General features: G+C 66.6%; 16 protein-coding genes and 1 tRNA gene. 11 read left to right on the top strand and 6 right to left on the bottom strand.

Annotated elements, in window-relative coordinates; genetic code table 11:
* Positions 1-2,178: a TonB-dependent receptor gene (locus tag Q0071_RS17130; protein WP_298172278.1), complete on the bottom strand. Its 2,178-nt coding sequence runs from the start codon at positions 2,176-2,178 to the stop codon at positions 1-3.
* 94 nt (positions 2,179-2,272) lie between these two features.
* Positions 2,273-3,172, bottom strand: coding sequence for a helix-turn-helix domain-containing protein (locus Q0071_RS17125; RefSeq protein ID WP_298172275.1), 900 nt, complete (start codon positions 3,170-3,172; stop codon positions 2,273-2,275).
* 298 nt (positions 3,173-3,470) lie between these two features.
* Here Q0071_RS17125 and Q0071_RS17120 point away from each other — a divergent pair, with 298 nt between their 5' ends.
* Together Q0071_RS17120 and Q0071_RS17115 are read left to right on the top strand one after the other, a co-directional pair.
* Entirely contained in the window at positions 3,471-4,250 is a 780-nt protein-coding gene (locus Q0071_RS17120; RefSeq protein WP_298172270.1) for an SDR family oxidoreductase, read from the top strand.
* A gap of 19 nt (positions 4,251-4,269) precedes the next feature.
* The gene (locus Q0071_RS17115) at positions 4,270-5,151 is read left to right on the top strand and encodes an enoyl-CoA hydratase-related protein (protein WP_298172266.1); all 882 of its coding nucleotides are present in this window, start codon (positions 4,270-4,272) and stop codon (positions 5,149-5,151) included.
* 270 nt (positions 5,152-5,421) lie between these two features.
* Here Q0071_RS17115 and Q0071_RS17110 read toward each other — a convergent pair.
* A tRNA-Arg gene (locus tag Q0071_RS17110) sits at positions 5,422-5,498 on the bottom strand.
* 147 nt (positions 5,499-5,645) lie between these two features.
* On the opposite strand from Q0071_RS17110, the gene Q0071_RS17105 reads away from it, so the two are divergent.
* Complete coding sequence (locus tag Q0071_RS17105; protein ID WP_298172263.1) at positions 5,646-6,023, top strand: hypothetical protein; 378 nt, start codon at positions 5,646-5,648, stop codon at positions 6,021-6,023.
* A gap of 47 nt (positions 6,024-6,070) precedes the next feature.
* Positions 6,071-6,571, top strand: a complete 501-nt coding sequence (locus tag Q0071_RS17100) for an MmcB family DNA repair protein (RefSeq protein WP_298172260.1) — start codon at positions 6,071-6,073, stop codon at positions 6,569-6,571.
* On the opposite strand, the gene Q0071_RS17095 is transcribed toward Q0071_RS17100, so the two are convergent.
* Complete coding sequence (locus tag Q0071_RS17095; RefSeq protein WP_298172257.1) at positions 6,568-7,143, bottom strand: TMEM165/GDT1 family protein; 576 nt, start codon at positions 7,141-7,143, stop codon at positions 6,568-6,570. The two genes, Q0071_RS17100 and Q0071_RS17095, sit on opposite strands and share 4 nt — an antisense overlap.
* Before the next feature lie 364 nt (positions 7,144-7,507).
* On the opposite strand from Q0071_RS17095, the gene Q0071_RS17090 reads away from it, so the two are divergent.
* A complete protein-coding gene (locus Q0071_RS17090; RefSeq protein WP_298172255.1) occupies positions 7,508-8,887 on the top strand; it encodes an alginate export family protein in 1,380 nt (459 codons plus the stop codon).
* On the opposite strand, the gene Q0071_RS17085 is transcribed toward Q0071_RS17090, so the two are convergent.
* Both Q0071_RS17085 and Q0071_RS17080 read right to left on the bottom strand, forming a co-directional pair.
* Positions 8,860-9,045 (bottom strand): DUF1289 domain-containing protein, encoded by a 186-nt coding sequence (locus tag Q0071_RS17085; protein WP_298172251.1) that lies wholly within the window; start codon positions 9,043-9,045, stop codon positions 8,860-8,862. The genes Q0071_RS17090 and Q0071_RS17085 overlap by 28 nt on opposite strands.
* Entirely contained in the window at positions 9,045-10,370 is a 1,326-nt protein-coding gene (locus tag Q0071_RS17080) for a M20/M25/M40 family metallo-hydrolase (protein WP_298172248.1), read from the bottom strand. Before Q0071_RS17080 ends, Q0071_RS17085 begins: the two co-directional genes overlap by 1 nt.
* A 286-nt stretch (positions 10,371-10,656) precedes the next feature.
* Between Q0071_RS17080 and Q0071_RS17075 the strand changes: the two genes are divergently transcribed.
* From Q0071_RS17075 to Q0071_RS17050, 6 genes are all read left to right on the top strand, one after another.
* Complete coding sequence (locus Q0071_RS17075; protein WP_298172245.1) at positions 10,657-12,210, top strand: DEAD/DEAH box helicase; 1,554 nt, start codon at positions 10,657-10,659, stop codon at positions 12,208-12,210.
* Between the two features lie 112 nt (positions 12,211-12,322).
* Complete coding sequence (locus Q0071_RS17070; protein WP_298172242.1) at positions 12,323-13,033, top strand: sterol desaturase family protein; 711 nt, start codon at positions 12,323-12,325, stop codon at positions 13,031-13,033.
* Positions 13,030-13,524, top strand: a complete 495-nt coding sequence (locus Q0071_RS17065) for a DUF2141 domain-containing protein (protein WP_298172239.1) — start codon at positions 13,030-13,032, stop codon at positions 13,522-13,524. Before Q0071_RS17070 ends, Q0071_RS17065 begins: the two co-directional genes overlap by 4 nt.
* Positions 13,525-13,612: 88 nt before the next feature.
* Positions 13,613-14,497 (top strand): CoA ester lyase, encoded by an 885-nt coding sequence (locus tag Q0071_RS17060; RefSeq protein WP_298172236.1) that lies wholly within the window; start codon positions 13,613-13,615, stop codon positions 14,495-14,497.
* 147 nt (positions 14,498-14,644) lie between these two features.
* Positions 14,645-16,051 carry a hypothetical protein gene (locus tag Q0071_RS17055; protein ID WP_298172233.1) on the top strand — a complete coding sequence of 469 codons (1,407 nt, stop codon included), beginning with the start codon at positions 14,645-14,647 and terminating at the stop codon, positions 16,049-16,051.
* A 43-nt stretch (positions 16,052-16,094) separates the two neighbouring features.
* Positions 16,095-17,072, top strand: a complete 978-nt coding sequence (locus Q0071_RS17050; RefSeq protein ID WP_298172230.1) for an alpha/beta hydrolase — start codon at positions 16,095-16,097, stop codon at positions 17,070-17,072.
* Positions 17,073-17,164: the final 92 nt, after the last annotated feature.

Genomic DNA, 17,164 nt, shown 5'->3' with positions numbered 1-17,164 from the left:
CTAGAAGCTGATATCAAGCGCAACGCCGAACGTGCGCGGCGGTTCGAGCGAGGCGACCCTGACCGATCCGAGCAGGGGCGAAACAACGGCCAGACCAGCCAGCACCCGCTCGTTGGAAAGGTTTCGGCCAAACGCCGAAACCTTCCAGCGCCGATCGGCGCTGGTCCAGTTGGCCGCGAGATCAAAGCGGGCAAAGCCGCCCTGCCGGGCATCGGCGGTATTGAACTCCGTGAAGAAGTATTCCGAACGGAATTGCACCGCGCCGTCCATCCCGATGGTGGCACCGGAGGCAAGCGGCAGCACATACCCCGCCGAAACGCTGCCCTGCCAGCGCGACGTCAGCGGCAAGCGGTTCCCGGTCAGATCGAACCGCTGGAAGGCGCGCCGCTGATCGGTTGCGGAGAAGCTGCCAAAGCGCGCGTCGAGGTAGGAAAGCGTGGCGCCCAGCGTCAGGCCGCTGACCGGGCGAAAGCTTGCCTCCGCCTCGATGCCCTTGATGGTGGAATCGGCCGCGTTGGCCAGGATCTGGCTGATCGGGCCGATCTGGACAATCTGGAGGTCCTTGTAGCTGCTGGTAAACGCGGCGAGGTTGAACCGGGCCCGGCGATCCGCCGTTTCGAGCTTTGCCCCGATCTCCCAGGTCACGTTGATTTCCGGCTTTACCGCTGGCGTAAAGGCACCAACGTTGAGCGCCCCCGACTTGAAGCCCCGCGCGACCGAACCGTAGAGCAGGATACCCTTGGCCGGTGTCACGTCGATCCCGGCCTTGCCCGACCACTGGCCCCAGGATTTGGCCTGCGTGCCACGGATAGTCGGCGCGAGGAACGTCAGGAATTCATCCGCCCGCTTGGCATCGTCGCTATACCGTCCGCCAAGCCGCAGCTTGATCGTGTCCGACAGCTTCAGCGAACCATCCGCATAGCCCGCCCACGCCTTGGTGTGGATCGTGCCGCCGCCATCGAAGCGGAACGGAAATGGCAGCGTGAGCGGCAGGGACGGATCGAGAAAAGCTGCCGGCAGAAGGCCGGGCACAGTCGTCACCCGGGTCTGTTCGAATTCGAGGTAGTTGGCGCCGACCAGCCAATCGAACCCACCAGAACGCCCCTGAAGATAGCCCTCGATGCTCCATTGATGACTGCGCGTATCGAGTGTGGTGCGCGAAACCTCGCGCTCGGTACCATCCTGATCATAGGTGATCGCGCGGTTCGAATGGCGATAGTCGGCAATCAGATTGACATCGATGGTGTTCGAAAGTGGCTGCTTGAGTGCGGCCGTTACCGACCATACGTCGCGCCTGTTCGCCGAAACCTGGCTCTTGAAATTGCGCGGGCTGTCGGATGGGCGCACGCCATAAAGGAACTGCGCGGGCTGGGGGAAGGGATCGGCAAGGATCTTCAACCCCGGGCCCACGTCATCCTGCGTGTAGCCGTTCGCGATCAGCCGCAGCGAACCCGCCCCGATCGGCACGCGAACCTGCAGCCGCCCGGCAAAGCTCTTCTCGCCATCAAGGCGCGTAGGCAGTCCCGGCCCGGTAAGCTCGTTGCGAGCATAGCCGCGCAGCCGGCGCACCTGTCCGCTTGCGCGCACCAGAACGCCGCCGCCGATGTCGCCCGTGACGAAGCCGTCCGCTTCGATCCGGCCAAAATCACCAACCCGCAAGCCGACACGTCCGGCGAAGGCTGCTTCCGGTTCTGCCGAAACCAGATTGACCGCACCGCCCGTGGCATTGCGCCCGTAGAGCGCGCCTTGGGGGCCGCGCAGGACCTCGACCCGTTCGAGATCGAGAAATGCGACTGCAGTGGCTTCCTGATCGGACAGATAGACCCCATCGGCATAGGTCGCGACCCCGGGATCGCCGCCGGGCGAGAAGAAGTTGTTGCCCACGCCGCGGATGAAGACCTGCGCAATGCCGAAACTCTGCGCGAAGGTCAGACTGGGGACACGCTTGGCCAGATCGGACAGACCATTGTTGCCAGCAGCGCGCAATGTATCGCCGGACAAGGCCGAGATTGCGATGGGAACGTCCTGTACGCGTGAGGAACGTCGCTCGGCCGTCACGACGATGTCGGCGGCATTGTCTTGCGCCGCCGGGGCCGCGGAGGTCACCGGCTGTGCGGCCAGATCCGGCGCGAAAGCCAGTGTGGCCACTGTCGACACAATAAGCAGATGATTGCGCATGAACGATCCTCCCCTGTTGTTTTTCAGGAGTGTAGATCGCGGATCAGCGGGTGCGGAAGGACGGCAGCGCTGCCGTTGGGGCGGACAATTTCGCTCAATCCATCGGTATCTGCCGCAAGCCGGTCGGAGGTTTGCCGAACCAGCGATTGGCGGCCCGGCGCAGGCTGCGGGCTTCCGAATAGCCCAGATCGCTGGCGATATCTTCGGTCCTGCGCCCGGCCACAATACCGTCCCGCGCAAGCGACTGGCGCACCTCGCGATCGAGATCACGAAACCGATGGCCTTCATCCGCGAGACGTCGGCGCAGCGACGCGACCGAGATGGCCATCTCCCGGGCTACGGTCGTCTGATCGACGCGGCCCATCAGCAATCGCGCTCTCACCTGATCCGCCGTTGCCGCAGATGCATCGGTCGCCGAATTTGCCAGTTGGCGATAGGCCTCGAAAACCAGCGTCGGCCAGAGATCGAAGGCTTCAGCGGACAAGGCGCGGCCTCCATCCGCAGCAGCATAGTGCACGGCAACGCCGTTGCCGCGACGCTGAATGGGTGTGCCCAGCAGCGCATAGACAGCGCCCGAACCGGCTTCGGCACAAGGCGCTGCCATGACCGCGCGTGGCCGGAAGACGCTGCCGGTCATCCAGCAGATGGCGGCGTGGATCACAACGACGATAAGCTCGACATAGAGCGCCTGCTGCACACTGCGGACCGCGCCCGGCGCAAACTGCAGGACGAGATGGCGTCGGCGGCTGACGACGATTCCCAGATCGGGCCGGAGAATGCGCGCGGCACCGGCAAGGCGTTCCAACCCGTCCGCGAGATTGGTGCCAAGCCGCATGGCGGCAAGCAGGAGCTCGAAACTGCCCTCGGGCACCACATTGGCGCCCAGTGCATGGTGCTCATCCCCAGTGCGCACGATGTTGTCGCGCAGCAGGCGCCAGAACGTGAGATGGTCGATCTCGGCTGTGTCGAGCGGCAGGTTCCCGGCTGCAAGCAAGGCAGCCGCACGCCCTGATCCGAGAAGGCCTGTGAGAAGGCTGCTGGGAATCGATGGCGCTGGCATGGCGACATCTTGTGCATCGTGACCGGCGTTTTTGCTACCTTGTCGGACTTTTCCAATCCTGCGGCGTTCAATTTCCGACCAAGAATCAAGATAGGCCCTTCGCCAGCGCCCGGTTGCGGTCTCGACAGCGGCCGCGATTCCACTAGCACTTTGCAGAAGTGGACTAGCTCGCGCTTGTGGAGGACCCTCTCACACAATGCGGCAACCGAGTGCGAATTAAGGAAGTATCGCAATGCCTTACCAGCCCTTCGACCTAAGCGGAAAGGTAGCTCTCGTGACCGGGGGCAACGGCGGCATCGGCCTCGGCATGGCAGAGGCCCTCGCGCAGGCCGGAGCGTCCGTTATCATCTGGGGAACGAACCCGGCAAAGAATGCTGCAGCAAAGAGCAGGCTGGAGGAAACCGGGGCGCGCATCGCCAGCGAGATCGTCGATGTGTCGGACGAGCATGCGGTGCGCGTTGCGATGGAAAAGGCGGTCGTCGAATTCGGCCGTGTCGATACGGTCGTGGCCAATGCCGGCGTTGGCGGCGGCGGTCAATTTGATACGCTTCCGACCGAGCAATGGCGCAAGGTCATGGCGGTCAATCTGGACGGCGTGTTCTTCACGCTGCGCGAGGCATGCAAGCATATGAAGGCGCGCGCCGAAGCGGGCGATCCAGGGGGATCGCTGATTGCGATTTCGTCGACTTCGGCCATCCACGGCGCGGCACGCAACCAGGCCTATGGCGCGGCCAAGGGGGCGCTGTGTTCGCTGGTTCGGGCAACCGCTGTCGAGTTTGCTCGCTACGGCGTGCGCGCCAATGCGGTGCTTCCGGGCTGGACGGTCAGCGAAATGACCGAGGCCGCGCAAGCGAACGAGAAGTTCAACCGGCAGGTGATTTCGCGCGTGCCCTTCCGGCAATGGATCGAGCCTGAGGATTTCGGCGGGATCGCGATCTACCTCGCCTCCGACGCATCACGGTTCCATACCGGAGACAGCATCGTCCTCGATGGCGGGTACACGATCTATTGACCGAACTGGAGTTGCCCCGATGGAAGATGCGCCCCTGTCTCTGGTGCTGAGCGACACGCCGCGTGCCGGTATCCGCCGGCTCACGCTGAACCGTCCGGAAAAGCGCAACGCGCTTTCAAATGCCCTCAGGACCGAGCTGTTTGCGGCGCTTGAAGAGGCCGACAAGGACCCCGAGGTTCGGGTGATCATCTTGCGGGGCGCTGGTTCCTGCTTTTCCGCCGGCTATGACCTTTCGCCGGAGGCCGGCAAACAGGAGCCGCCCTATCACACCGCAGGCGGCGCCGGGTTCTGGCCGCGGCATGTTGTCGAAGGGGTGTTCCGGATCTGGGATCTGGCGAAACCCGTTGTTGCGCAAGTTCACGGCTGGTGCCTCGCCGGGGCGACGGAGCTCGCGACGGCCTGCGATCTCATTTACCTGAGCGACGATGCGCAGATCGGCTATCCGCCGGTGCGCGGCATGAGCCCGCCCGATACCCAGTTCCATCCCTGGCTGTGCGGCCTCCGCTCGGCGATGGAGCAGATGCTGACCGGAGATGCGCTGTCTGCCCACGAAGCGGTGCGCGTAGGTTTCGCCAACCGGGCGTTCCCCAACGAGGCGCTTGAAGGCGAAGTCCTCAAGATCGCGGAACGAATCGCAAAGATTCCGCCCGAGGTCCAGCAGATCAACAAGCGGTCGGTGCACCGGGCGATGGAGGCGATGGGGCTGCGGTCTGCAATCCGTGCGGGCACGGAACTGCAGGCCTTGGCGATGACTACAGAGGCCTCCCGGCAGACCTTCGCCGGATTCCGCGCCGGTAACGTCCGCGGTGCGCTCGATGCGCGCGATGGGGCTTTCGGAGATTACCGCACGTCGGTCCCGGATAGCGGTGAAAGTGCAAATGCACCCGCTGACACGAGGTGAGCGAACGGGCGAGGTTCTCGCGAAGGCGCCCACCTCCCGTTCGCGGATGATCAGCAGATGAGGGGCGGGATCAAGCCTCTCCGGCTCAAGGGGACTTTGCGCTATTTCCGCCATAGCCAGTCGGCTGCTTGTCGAGGCCGATAGAGCCGCTGCAAGCAAACGTCGCTGGGCTCAATTGCCGTGCACTGGCCCGCGTAAGAATGCACATGCCACTATGCTCCATACGCACTTCGTACGGAGCAGACCGGTTGCCGCCAGGGATTTGAAAGGTGGTGCACCCGACAGGATTCGAACCTGTGGCCTCTGCCTTCGGAGGGCAGCGCTCTATCCAGCTGAGCTACGGGTGCCTTGGCGAACCGCCTAGCAGCGCCGCGCGCGGCATTCCAGTGGTTTATGGCCAGTGGTTTATGGCCAGTGGTTTATGGCCAGCGGATCGTAACCAGAAGTTTGCGGTTTAGCGATTTGGTAGCGGACGCGGGGATAGTCTCCCCCGTATGGCCACTCGCCCCCCCTCCCATGATGCGAATCGCGCTGGCGGCCACGCGGCGGCGAGCCAGATGGCGATGAAGTGGAAGGCGGTGCACGCGGCGGCGGCGATCGGCGAACTTGCCGGGATTGCGCCCGAGTACCGCTCGCCCGAGATTCGCAACTTTCCCGCGATGTTGCGCGATACGGGCGGCTGGCGATATCGGCTGGCCGAACAGGGTGTGGACGATCTGGCCGCGATTCTCGAACCCGGTCTTGCCGCGCTGTTGGCACTGCATGGCAGCGGCGCGCCCGCAAGCGCGGCGGCGCTGGCGCTGTGGCAGGAATTCCACACGGCGCGCGCGGGCCTGCTCGCGCTGATCCCGCCGCTGGGGATCGAGCGGTAGCGCTCGGCGCTCTTCCCTTGTTCCATTTTTGTTCTTAAACTGGGGCCATGTTCGATTCGGCCCTCCCTGCTGCCACACCTGTTCCCGCCGAGCGGGAGGCACAGGCCGTCGCCCGCGGGATCGGCCGGCTCTTTGCGCGCAACGGGATCTGGTGCCTGCCCGAAATGCCGCTGCGCTCCGGCCGGCGAGCGGACCTGATGGGGATCGACGGCAAGGGCCGAATCGTGATCGTGGAGATCAAGGTGGCGCGCGCCGATCTCCTCGGTGATGCGAAGTGGCCGGATTATCTGGAGTACTGCGACCGGTTCTACTGGGGGCTTGCCCCGCACCTCGACCGGGCGTGCCTCGAAACACCGGCGTTCCGGCCGGACCTGTGCGGGGTGATCGTGGCGGATGGCTATGATGCCGAAATCCTGCGCCCTGCCCCCAGCCTCCCCCTCGCCGCCGCGCGCCGCAAGGCCGAGACTGAGCGGCTGGCACGCGCGGCGCTGCGGCGGCTGGTGGTCAGCGGCGATCCGCTATGTGCCGGCTGGGGTGAGGAAAGCTAGATGACTCCCGCTGTCGCGAGCAGGAGCCAAAGGCCCAGCAGCGCGAACAGGAGCGCGGCGACCTTGCGCACGACGCCCAGCGGCACGCGCTTGACCAGTTCGCCGCCGAGCAGCACCGCAGGCACATTGGCGAGCATCATGCCAAGCGTGGTGCCCGCCGTGACCGCCAGCGCATCGTGGAAGCGCGCGCCGAGCGCGATAGTGGCGACCTGCGTCTTGTCGCCCATCTCGACGAGGAAGAACGCGACGAGTGTGGTGAGAAACGCGCCGCCGCGCGAGACGGCGGGTGCTTCGTCATCATCGAACTTGTCCGGCACCAGGGTCCAGGCCGCCATGGCGAGGAAGCCGACGGCGACGGCGTAGCGGAAGGCGGGGCCGTCGAACCAGCCGGCAGCCAGCGATCCCGCCATCGCGGCGAGGAAATGGTTGGCCAGCGTGGCGACGAGAATGCCGAGCACGATCGGCACGGGCCGCTTGAACCTTGCAGCAAGCACGATGGCGAGGAGCTGCGTCTTGTCGCCGATCTCGGCGAGGGCGACGATGGCAGTGGAGGTGAAAAGGGCTTCGAGCATGGGCGGTTTCCAGGGCCGGGCGAGCAATCGAGACAACGGCACCGGGCCTCCCCCGCCCGGCCGGACAGGGAAATACGGTGCCATTGGTCTCGCCCGGCAGGTGGAACGGCGACGCTCCGTGCCTGCCGCCTGCGCCATGACCTCTCGGCCAAGCATGTTGACGCGTCCGTCCGCTGGACGGGGGGACTGCGCGCGGGACGCGCAGCGGCTACTCCCCAAGTGACTGTCTGCGGCCCTAGGACCGTTTGGCACAGGCGGCAAGCCCGGTTGGACGGCGCGGCCGGATGCTCTATGCGCGGCACGGCGCATTCATGCACCGACCCGACACCGGGAGGGGACGCGCCCTGGATCTTTGGAAGCGACCTTGACCAAGAGAGCCCTTTCCATCGCGGCGCTGGCCGCGCTTGCTGCTGCCGTGCCTGCCTCGGCAAAGCCCGGCCCCCTCGCCGAAGCGCTGGGGGCGCCCGAGGAGCTTTCGATCAGCGCGACAGTGCGCGCGCGGGTCGAGGGGATCGACGGGCAGTTCCGCCCCAGCCCTGCCGCTGCGGATTCGCTCTTTTCGCTGCGCACGACGCTGGCTGCCGAATACGATGCGGGGCCCGTCCGCTTCGGCGGCGAGCTGTGGGATGCGCGCGCCTATGGCGAGGGGCCGACTTCGAGCATCACGACATCGGACGTCAACACGCTCGAACTCGTGCAGGCCTATGCCAGGATCGAGCTGGGCGATGGGCGCAAGGGTGCAAAAGGCGGACACGGCATGCTGACGCTGGGCCGCCAGACCATGGATATCGGCTCGCGGCGGCTGGTCGCGCGCAACCGCTTTCGCCAGACCACCAACGGCTTTACCGGCGCGAACCTGGAATGGACCACGCAGGGCGGCACGCGGCTGCAAGCGTTCTGGACCATGCCGCAGATCCGCCGGCCCGACGATGCGCAAGGGCTGCGGGACAACCGCGTGAAGGTCGATCTGGAAACCACCCGCGTCCAGTTCTTCGGCGCGCATGCCACGCTGCGGCATGTGCTGGGCGGGACGCTAGAGACATATGGCTACCGGCTGGCCGAGCAGGACGGCGACACCCGGCTGACGCGCAATCGCCGGCTCTGGACCGTCGGCGCCCGGACCTTCGTGCGGCCGGCGACGGGCCAGTGGGACCACGACGTTGAAGGCGCCTACCAGTTTGGCACCGCGCGGCGCAGCACGGCGGTAACGGACAGGACCGACCTCGATGTCTCGGCGTGGTTCCTCCATGCCGAGGCGGGCTACACGCTCAAGACCAGGTGGACGCCGCGCCTCGCCGCGCTGTTCGATGCCGCGAGCGGCGATGGCGGCCGGGCCGGGCACTATGGCCGGTTCGATACGCTCTATGGTGCGCGGCGCTTCGATTTCGGGCCGACCGCGCTCTATGGCGCCTTGCAGCGGACCAACATCCTTTCACCGGGGCTGCGCATCGAGGCGGAGCCGGACAAGCGCAGCGATGTGATGGTCTCCTACCGCGCGATGTGGCTCGAAAACCCGCGCGATGCTTTTGCGACCACGGGCGTGCGCGATGCGAAGGGCGCTTCGGGGCGCTTTGCCGGTCATCAGGCCGAGGCGCGGGTGCGGCATTGGCTCGTGCCTGCGCTGCTGCAGGCCGAGGCGGGCGGGGCGGTGCTGTTCAAGCAGGGGTTCCTGCGCGATGCGCCCAACGCGCCCGCCAGCGGCAACAGCGTCTACGGCTATTTCGACCTGACGCTGACGCTCTGAAGGCGATCACCTAGCGCGCCGAGGATGGCGTGCTTCTGCGCGGCGCTGGCACTGGGCCAGACCATGATTTCCTCGATCGTGCGCGCGCAGCCGCGGCACAGCTTCGTGAACGGATCGAGCGTGCAGGTGCCGGTGCAGGGGCTTGGCGGATGGTCCATCAGCGCTTTTCCGCCGCCAACCGGCTCATCAGCAGCGCGGCGCGCTTGGCCTGGAGGGTGAGGCTGATGAGATCGACAGTCTCCGCCGGGGTGTGATCCCCTTTGCTCGCGGGCCCAAGCCCGACAAGGCCGGGCACGTCAGCGGCGACGAAGCTGATATCCCCCGCGCCGCGCTTGAGCGGATCGAGCGGGGCCATTGCGGGGAGGCTGAGCGCGGCGTTCACATCGTTGAGCCGGGCGAGCAGCGCGCGGTTGGCGTCAGTCGGCGCCATCGGCGGGTAGCCATCCTCGAACACGATCCGGGCCGTGGCACCGGGGAAGGCGCGAGCGACGATTGCGGCCATCTTTTCCTGCGCACGGGTATTCTGTTCAGGCGAGAGCGTGCGCAAATCACCGCGCGCGACGGCCTTGGCCGGGATGATGTTGGTCTTCCCCGTAGCGCTGACGTGGGCCTGATCGGCGGCAAGCGCAGCTTCGGCCCCGCCCGCGATCATGCCGACGTTGAGCGTGAGGTTGGGCTCGGGCACTTCGGCCCGGATCGCGGCGAGCATGCGCGCGAGGGCATAGATCGCGCCGTCACCATCGGCGCCGAACACACCACTGGAATGGCCCGATTTAGCTGTGACATCAATCGTCCAGCTATAGGCCGAGCGGCGGGCGATCGAGCCCATGTCGACAAGCTTGCCATCCGGCCCCAGATCGCGGGCAAGACCTTCGAAATCGAGCGCGACGTCGGCCTTCTTGCCCTCGGCGATCAGATCGGCGCGCGCGGCAGACTGCGGATCGCCGGCGTCTTCCTCGTCGCCCGTCAGGTAGGCGACGATGTTGGCCTGCTTGAGCGTGCCCGCCGCTGCCATCGCCCGCAGCGCAGCGAGCATGGCGACCACGCCGCCCTTGTTGTCCGCCACGCCGGGGCCGCTGGCGAAATCGCCCCGCCGGGTGAAAGTCTGGAACGGCGAATCCGGCTCGAACACCGTATCGAGATGGCCGATCAGCAGCAGACGCTTGGCACCCGGCTTGCCGGTATGCGTGGCGACAAGATGCCCGGCGCGCCCGGTCTGTTCCATCGGCAGCCATTTCACGGTGAAGCCCAGCGCTTCGAATTCGGGCCGCACCATCACGGCCACGGCCTTGACCCCGGCGATATTGCGCGAGCCGGAGTTCTGGTTGACCATCTTTTCGAGCAGGGCGAGATCGCGCGCCTCGTTCGCTTCCACCGTGGCGACCATGCGCTTGTCCGGCGCAGTCAGTGCAGGCGCGGCAAAAGCGCTGACGGGGAGCAGGGACGAGGCGGCGAACAGCGCGAAGGCAAGGCGGTGGTGCATCGCACCGTGATAGAACGACAGGCCGGCACTTGGAAAGCCTGCAACCCTCTCGCGCAATTTCCTTGCTTTTGCGCGCAATTGCGCTTAAGTGCGCGTCCAGCAGGACTGGCGAGCGGACTTTCCGCCGCAGGCCCGGGCAAGCGTGAGGTCCGCCGTTTCAGGGCGAGACTCGCCCCGGTCGAACGGCTGCTTCGCTTGGCTTCCCCTTCACGCATGGGTCGCATGGTCGACCTTCTGCCTGCGCGCCGCATCGTGCCGTGCGCCCAAACACCCGATTGGATTCTACATGTCATACTTCAGCGATCTCGGCCTTGCCGAGCCGATTCTCCACGCGCTTGCCAGCAAGGGCTACACCGACCCGACGCCGATCCAGCGTCAGTCGATCCCCGCGCTGCTCGAAGGCCGCGACCTGCTCGGCATCGCGCAGACCGGCACCGGCAAGACCGCCGCTTTCGCGCTGCCCTCGCTCCACCGCCTTGCGGCGGACATGAAGCCGCGCAAGCCAGCCTCGTGCCGCATGCTGGTGCTTTCGCCCACGCGTGAACTCGCAGCGCAGATTGCCGAGAACATTGCGGCTTATGCCAAGAACCTGCGCCTGACGGTCGACTGCGTGTTCGGCGGCGTGCCGGTGGGCAAGCAGGCCCGCCGCCTCGTGCCGGGCTGCGACATTCTGGTGGCAACGCCGGGCCGCCTGCTCGACCTTATCGACCAGCGCGCGCTGACGCTCAGCCGCGTCGAGATCTTCGTGCTCGATGAAGCGGACCAGATGATGGACCTCGGCTTCATCCATGCGCTGAAGCGTGTGGCGAACCTGCTGCCCAAGGAGCGCCAGAGCCTGTTCTTCTCCGCGACGATGCCCAAGGCGATCGCGGACCTTGGCAAGCAGTTCATCAATAACCCGGTGCGCGTGGAAGTGACCCCGCAGGCGAGCACGGCCGAGCGCGTCGAGCAGTTCGTCACCTTCGTCAACCAGGCCGAGAAGCAGGCGCTGCTCACGCTGCGCATCCGTGCCCTGCTGGCTGATGGCAAGCTTGACCGCGCGCTGGTGTTTACCCGCACCAAGCACGGCGCTGACCGCGTGGTGCGCCATCTTTCCGCCGCTTCGATCAGCGCCCGCGCGATCCACGGCAACAAGAGCCAGGCGCAGCGCACTGCCGCGCTGGACGCGTTCCGCCAGGGTTCGTGCCCGATCCTCGTTGCCACCGATATCGCCGCGCGCGGGATCGACGTGACCGGGGTGAGCCACGTGTTCAACTTCGAGCTTCCCAACGTGGCCGAGCAATATGTCCACCGCATCGGCCGCACCGCGCGTGCAGGTGCGGACGGCGAGGCGATCAGCTTCTGCGCGCCGGACGAGAAGCCCTACCTCAAGGACATCGAGAAGCTGACCGGCATCAAGCTCATGCCGCTGCCGCTGCCCGAAGGCTTCCTGGCCGAGGCCGCAAAGCTCCCTGCCGTCAGCCGCAAGCCCGAGGAAGCCGAGCGCGATGCGCGCCGCGATGACCGCGATGCACGCGGGCGCGGCGGTGATCGGGGCAGCAACCGTGGCGGTGGTCAGGGCCGAGGCGGCCAGGGTCGTGGTGGCGAAGGTCGGGGTGCAGGCCCCAACCCCAATCGGCGCGACGACCGTTCGCCCGGTGGCCGCGCGCAGGGGGTCGATGGACGTCCCCGCGATCCCAATCCGCGCAAGGTCGATGATCGTGGCCCCGTGGGCAACCCGGCCCGCGCCGAACGCGGCGATGGCCCGCAGGGCGAAAAGCCCCGCAGCTTCCGCCCGCGCGCGGGTGGCGGCGCTCCGGGTGTCGGCCAGCACCGCAACAAGGTTCGTCGGGCCATCTGATGACCGGACCGAGCTCGCGTCGGCTTGTGGACTACCCCGAATGCGGGCTGTCCACGGCTGCGCGGGCTTGGCATAGGGGTGGGGTGACCCAGCCTTGCCCTTCTGACCGCGCATGACCGAACTGTGGCTCTCTGCGCTGGTGATGACCGTGATCGTCGCGGTGCGCTATCTGGCGGTGAGCGGCCTGTTCGCCTGGCTGACCAAACTGGTGCGCCCCGGCCACTACAACGGGCTTGCCCGCCAGATGCGCAGCGAGATCACGTGGAGCCTTGCCTCTGCCGCGATCTACGGCGTGCCGGCAGGGATCATCGCCTGGGGCTGGCAGCATTATGGCTGGACGCGGGTCTATACCGACGTGAACGACTGGCCGCTGTGGTGGCTGCCGGTCTCGTTGTTCGTCTACCTCGCGCTCCACGATACCTGGTTCTACTGGACGCATCGCTGGATGCACCGCCCGCAGGTGTTCCGGGCGGTCCATGCGGTGCACCATGCCAGCCGTCCGCCGACGGCATGGGCGGCGATGAATTTCCACCCGGTCGAGGCCGCGATCGTCGGCCTGTTCATTCCCGCGCTGGTCTTCGTGGTGCCGATCCACGCCGGCGTGCTTGGCCTCGTGCTGATGGTGATGACCGTGATGGGCGTGACCAATCACATGGGCTGGGAACTGTTTCCCAAGGCCCTCGTTCACTCAACTGTAGGGCAATGGGTGATAACAGCCAGCCATCATCACCGTCATCACGAGCTCTATCGATGCAACTTTGGCCTCTACTTCCGCTTCTGGGATCATGTTTGCGGGACCGACAAGGGAATATCCGCGCCATGAAGCGAAAGGGGTTTACGCTGGGGCTCGCCCTGCTCACTGCGCCGCTGGCCATGGCGGCGGTGCCGCTGCCGCAGATCCAGCCGCGTCCGCAAGGCCCGGTGCAGGCAGGCCCGACCGCGCCCAGCTCGATCCTCGTGGAGATCGACGGGTTGCGGTCCAATCGCGGCCAGATCATGGCCTGCATGACCGCCAATCCGAAGACATTCCCCGATTGCCAGAAGGACCCCTACGCGCGGCATCTGACCGTGCCGGCGCTGAATGGCGAAACGGTGCAGTTCAAGGACGTGCCGCAAGGCCGCTATGCCATCGCGCTGTTTCATGACGAAAACGGCAATGGCCGAATGGACAAGATGATGATGCTCCCGCGCGAGGGCTTCGGCTTTTCGCGCGATGCGCCGCTGCAGTTCGGCCCGCCCCGCTTCGGCGCGGCCTCGTTCCAGGTCGGCCCCGCGCAACTGCGGACCGCCATCAAGGTGCGCTATATCCTGTAACAATCGCTTGCGCAGCGACGCGGCATCGGGAAAGGGCGGGGGCCAACCGCCTCATGCCCAAGTGCCCCATACTTTCTCGGAGAAGTGTGTGCCGGAAGCCCTGATTCAAGCGCAGCCGCTGCGCTCGCTGCTCTATATGCCTGCCAGCAACCGCCGTGCTGTCGACAAGGCGCGTGCGCTGCCCTGCGATGCCGTCGCGCTCGATCTCGAAGATGCCGTTGCGCCCGAGATGAAGGACGAGGCCCGCACCGCGCTGGTAGAGGAACTGACGGCTGGCGGTTTCGGGCACCGGGAAATGATCGCACGGATCAACCCGCTCGGCTCGCCCTGGGGCAAGGCCGATCTCGCCGCGCTGGCGGGCTGCCCACTCCACGCCCTGCTGGCGCCCAAGGTCGACGATGCCGCCGACGTCGTGGCGCTTTCGGTGGCGATGGACGGGGCAGGCTATGATCCCGCCGTCCGCCTGTGGGTGATGATCGAAACGCCCCGGGCGGTGCTCGCGCTGGAGCGGATCGCGGAAACGGCGCGGCTCTCGCGGCTCGCCGGGTTTGTGCTCGGGCTCAATGATCTCGCCAAGGAAACCGGCATGGCGCAATTGCCAGGACGCGCCGGGTTCGTGCCGGTCATGGTGCAATCGTTGATGGCGGCGCGCGCGCATGGCCTCGTCCTGCTCGACGGGGTGTGCAACGCGATCGACGATCCCGCGCGGCTCGAAGCGGAATGCGTGCAGGCGCGCGAGCTGGGTCTCGACGGAAAGACGCTCATCCATCCCTCGCAGATCGAAACCGCCAACCGCGTGTTCGCACCGGCCGAAACCGAAGTGGTGGAAGCCAAAGCCATCGTTGCCGCGTTTGCGGACCCTGCGAATGCGGGCAAGGGCGCGCTCAAGGTGGGCGGCAAGATGGCCGAACTGCTGCACCGCGACATGGCGGTGCGGCTGCTGGCCAAGGCATCGGCAATCGCCGCGCGCTGATTGATCGCGGGACCGGGATTGGGAACCCACCATATTCGAACGCCACCATATTCGAACGATTGCGTGCAGAGGCGCGGCGCAACTTAAACACATCTTTACCATGTTGCGCCATGACGGGCCCCATCGGACGACCACGGGGACTGGTTCATGGATACGTATCGCGGCATCAGCAAGGACGGTTCAGAGGGTCAGGACCCTCTCGACTATGCCGCCGAGTATACCGCTTACGAGGACTCGATCGACGAGCAGGGCACGGTCGCCGCGCCGCCGCCGCCGATCGGGCAGGACGAGCGCCGCATGCAGGTGCGCGCCTACAATTTCTGGGCGAGCCTGCTTGATCAAGGGCAGTTCCCGCCTGTGCAATCGCTGCTCGATGGGCACTTGCCCGATTTTTCCGACCATTCGGTGCTGCTGCACTTCGACAACGGCATCGAGGATCCGGCGATCCCGTTCCTTGGCCAGGTGCTTGCCGATGAATGCGAGGCCGGCAGCCCGCTGCGCCGCCTGAGCGACATTCCGGGCCGCTCGCTGCTGTCGCGCATCACCGATCATTATCTGCAGATCATCGCCAACCAGGCGCCGATCGGCTTCGAGGCCGAATTCGTCAACCAGCGCGGCCGCACGATCCTGTACCGGGGCATTCTCCTGCCCTTTTCGACCGACAACACCACGATTGACTACCTGTACGGCGTGATCAACTGGAAGGAATTGGCCGACCAGCAGACCACCGACGCGCTGCTGCTGGAGATCGACCAGTCGCTGGATCAGCGCCCGAGCAGCGCGACGCTCGCGCCGCGCCGGGCAACGGTGCCGCTGGGCGGCTGGGCCGATGGGCCGGACGGCGAAATCGCCGGGTTCGAAGGCCAACAGCCGCTCGATCTGGCCGAGTTCGGCGCTGAAATCATCGCCGGCGAAGCGGCCGAGCCCGAGCACGGCCTCGCGCCGGGTGAGCCCGAACCGGCCTGCCTGGCGGACTGGCTCGCCTCGGCACGCGATCTGGCGTACATCGCCCACGCCAGCGAAGACCGCACGCGCGGCGCGCTCTATGCCGCGATCGGCCGGGCGTGGGACTTCGCACTCGCGGCCGAGGATGCGCCCGAAGACTATGCCGAAATGGTCGCCGATGCCGGCCTCACCATGCAGGCGCGCGCGCCGCTGACCCCGCTGGTCAAGCTTGTGTTCGGCGCGGACTACGACAAGACACGCATCGCGGAATACACCACCGCGCTGACCCATGCGCAGCGCCTTGCGCTCGGCTACGGCGAGCTTGGCGGTTACCTTGCCAAGGCGCCCGGCGGCCTCAAGGGCGTCGTTGCGCTGGAGCGCAAGCTGCGCCGCGAGGAAACCGGCAAGACCGCGCCCGCGCCGCGCGCATCGCTGGTCGAGAACCTGCGCACGCTCGATCACAAGCCGCTCTATGCGCTGGAACCGGACGGCGCCGAATTCGCGCTGGTGCTGGTGCGCCGTCTGGCGAGCGGCCCCGCGGTGCTGCTTGGCGAGATTGCCGATGACCAGCCGCTTCTGGAGCGCGCCGCGCGCCGCCTGCTGGGCTGAAGGGCCGCTTTCCCGCCTGAACAAAACCGTCTAGCCATGCGCCATGGCTGACCTAACGATCCTGAAACGCGCACCCGGCAAGCCGCGCCGCCGCTGGCTCCTGTGGACGCTGGCCGTGCTCGCACTGCTCGGCGTGGGCGGGTTTCTGCTTTATCGACAAGCACTTGCGACGGAAGCCGTGGCGATGCTCGACAACGCGGACCGCGTGCTGCGCGGGGGCGACGGCATGATCCGCGAAGTTGCATCGGTACGATATGGCAGTGATCCGGCGCAGAAGCTGGAAATGTTCCTGCCCGCCGATACCGGCTCCGCGAAGGGACCGCTGCCGATCGTGGTGTTCATCCATGGCGGTGGGTGGCGCTCGGGCGATCCGCATGATTATCGCTTCATGGCCCGCGCGCTGGCACCGCAAGGCTATGCCGTGGTGCTGGCCGGCTACCGGCTCTATCCCAAGGCGCGCTATCCCGGGATGCTGGAGGATGGCGCTGCCGCGTTGCGCTGGGTGGCAGACCATGCCGCAAAGCTTGGCGGTGATCCTTCCCGCCTCGTCCTGATGGGGCACTCCGCCGGGGCCTACAACGCGGTCATGCTCGGGCTCGACAAGCGCTGGCTGGCGGCCCGCGGCCTTTCGGCGGATGCCCTGCGCGGGGTGGTCGGGCTTGCCGGTCCCTATGATTTCTATCCCTTCGATTCCGACGCCACCAAGCTCAGCTTCGGCAAGGCACCCGATCCCGAAGAGACCCAGCCGGTGGTCCACGCCCGCGCCGGAGGGCCGCCGCTGCTGCTTGTCCATGGCACCGCCGATACCCGCGTGCGCCCGCGCAATTCGGTCGAGCTTGCCCGCACGATGACCCGCGCCGGCGCGCCGACGCGGGCCGTGCTGCTGGACGGCGTAACCCACGAGGGCCTGATCATGATGTTCGCGCGGCCCTTCTCGCACGATCCGCGAAGCCTTGACGCCGTGCTGCCGTTCCTGGCCAAGGTGACCGCTTCACCGGCGGTTCAGGCGCATGGCGGATAAGCTGCGCGCATCGTGACACGGTCCCTCCCCCGCCGTTTAGGGCAGGCCCTGGCGGCCTCCATCGCGCTCCTGCTCGCGCCGACGCCAGCCGC

This window comes from Novosphingobium sp., assembly GCF_027486195.1.
Taxonomy (GTDB): Bacteria; Pseudomonadota; Alphaproteobacteria; order Sphingomonadales; family Sphingomonadaceae; genus Novosphingobium.
The sequence above is the reverse complement of the archived record's forward strand: the minus strand, read 5'-3'. Positions and strand labels throughout refer to the sequence as shown.

Coding starts and splice junctions, on each gene's coding strand:
- Q0071_RS17130 (WP_298172278.1), bottom strand. CDS start 2,178: ATGCGCAATCATCTGCTTATTGTGTCGACAGTGGCCACACTGGCTTTC.
- Q0071_RS17120 (WP_298172270.1), top strand. CDS start 3,471: ATGCCTTACCAGCCCTTCGACCTAAGCGGAAAGGTAGCTCTCGTGACC.
- Q0071_RS17115 (WP_298172266.1), top strand. CDS start 4,270: ATGGAAGATGCGCCCCTGTCTCTGGTGCTGAGCGACACGCCGCGTGCC.
- Q0071_RS17105 (WP_298172263.1), top strand. CDS start 5,646: ATGGCCACTCGCCCCCCCTCCCATGATGCGAATCGCGCTGGCGGCCAC.
- Q0071_RS17100 (WP_298172260.1), top strand. CDS start 6,071: ATGTTCGATTCGGCCCTCCCTGCTGCCACACCTGTTCCCGCCGAGCGG.
- Q0071_RS17095 (WP_298172257.1), bottom strand. CDS start 7,143: ATGCTCGAAGCCCTTTTCACCTCCACTGCCATCGTCGCCCTCGCCGAG.
- Q0071_RS17085 (WP_298172251.1), bottom strand. CDS start 9,045: ATGGACCATCCGCCAAGCCCCTGCACCGGCACCTGCACGCTCGATCCG.
- Q0071_RS17080 (WP_298172248.1), bottom strand. CDS start 10,370: ATGCACCACCGCCTTGCCTTCGCGCTGTTCGCCGCCTCGTCCCTGCTC.
- Q0071_RS17075 (WP_298172245.1), top strand. CDS start 10,657: ATGTCATACTTCAGCGATCTCGGCCTTGCCGAGCCGATTCTCCACGCG.
- Q0071_RS17070 (WP_298172242.1), top strand. CDS start 12,323: ATGACCGAACTGTGGCTCTCTGCGCTGGTGATGACCGTGATCGTCGCG.
- Q0071_RS17065 (WP_298172239.1), top strand. CDS start 13,030: ATGAAGCGAAAGGGGTTTACGCTGGGGCTCGCCCTGCTCACTGCGCCG.
- Q0071_RS17055 (WP_298172233.1), top strand. CDS start 14,645: ATGGATACGTATCGCGGCATCAGCAAGGACGGTTCAGAGGGTCAGGAC.
- Q0071_RS17050 (WP_298172230.1), top strand. CDS start 16,095: ATGGCTGACCTAACGATCCTGAAACGCGCACCCGGCAAGCCGCGCCGC.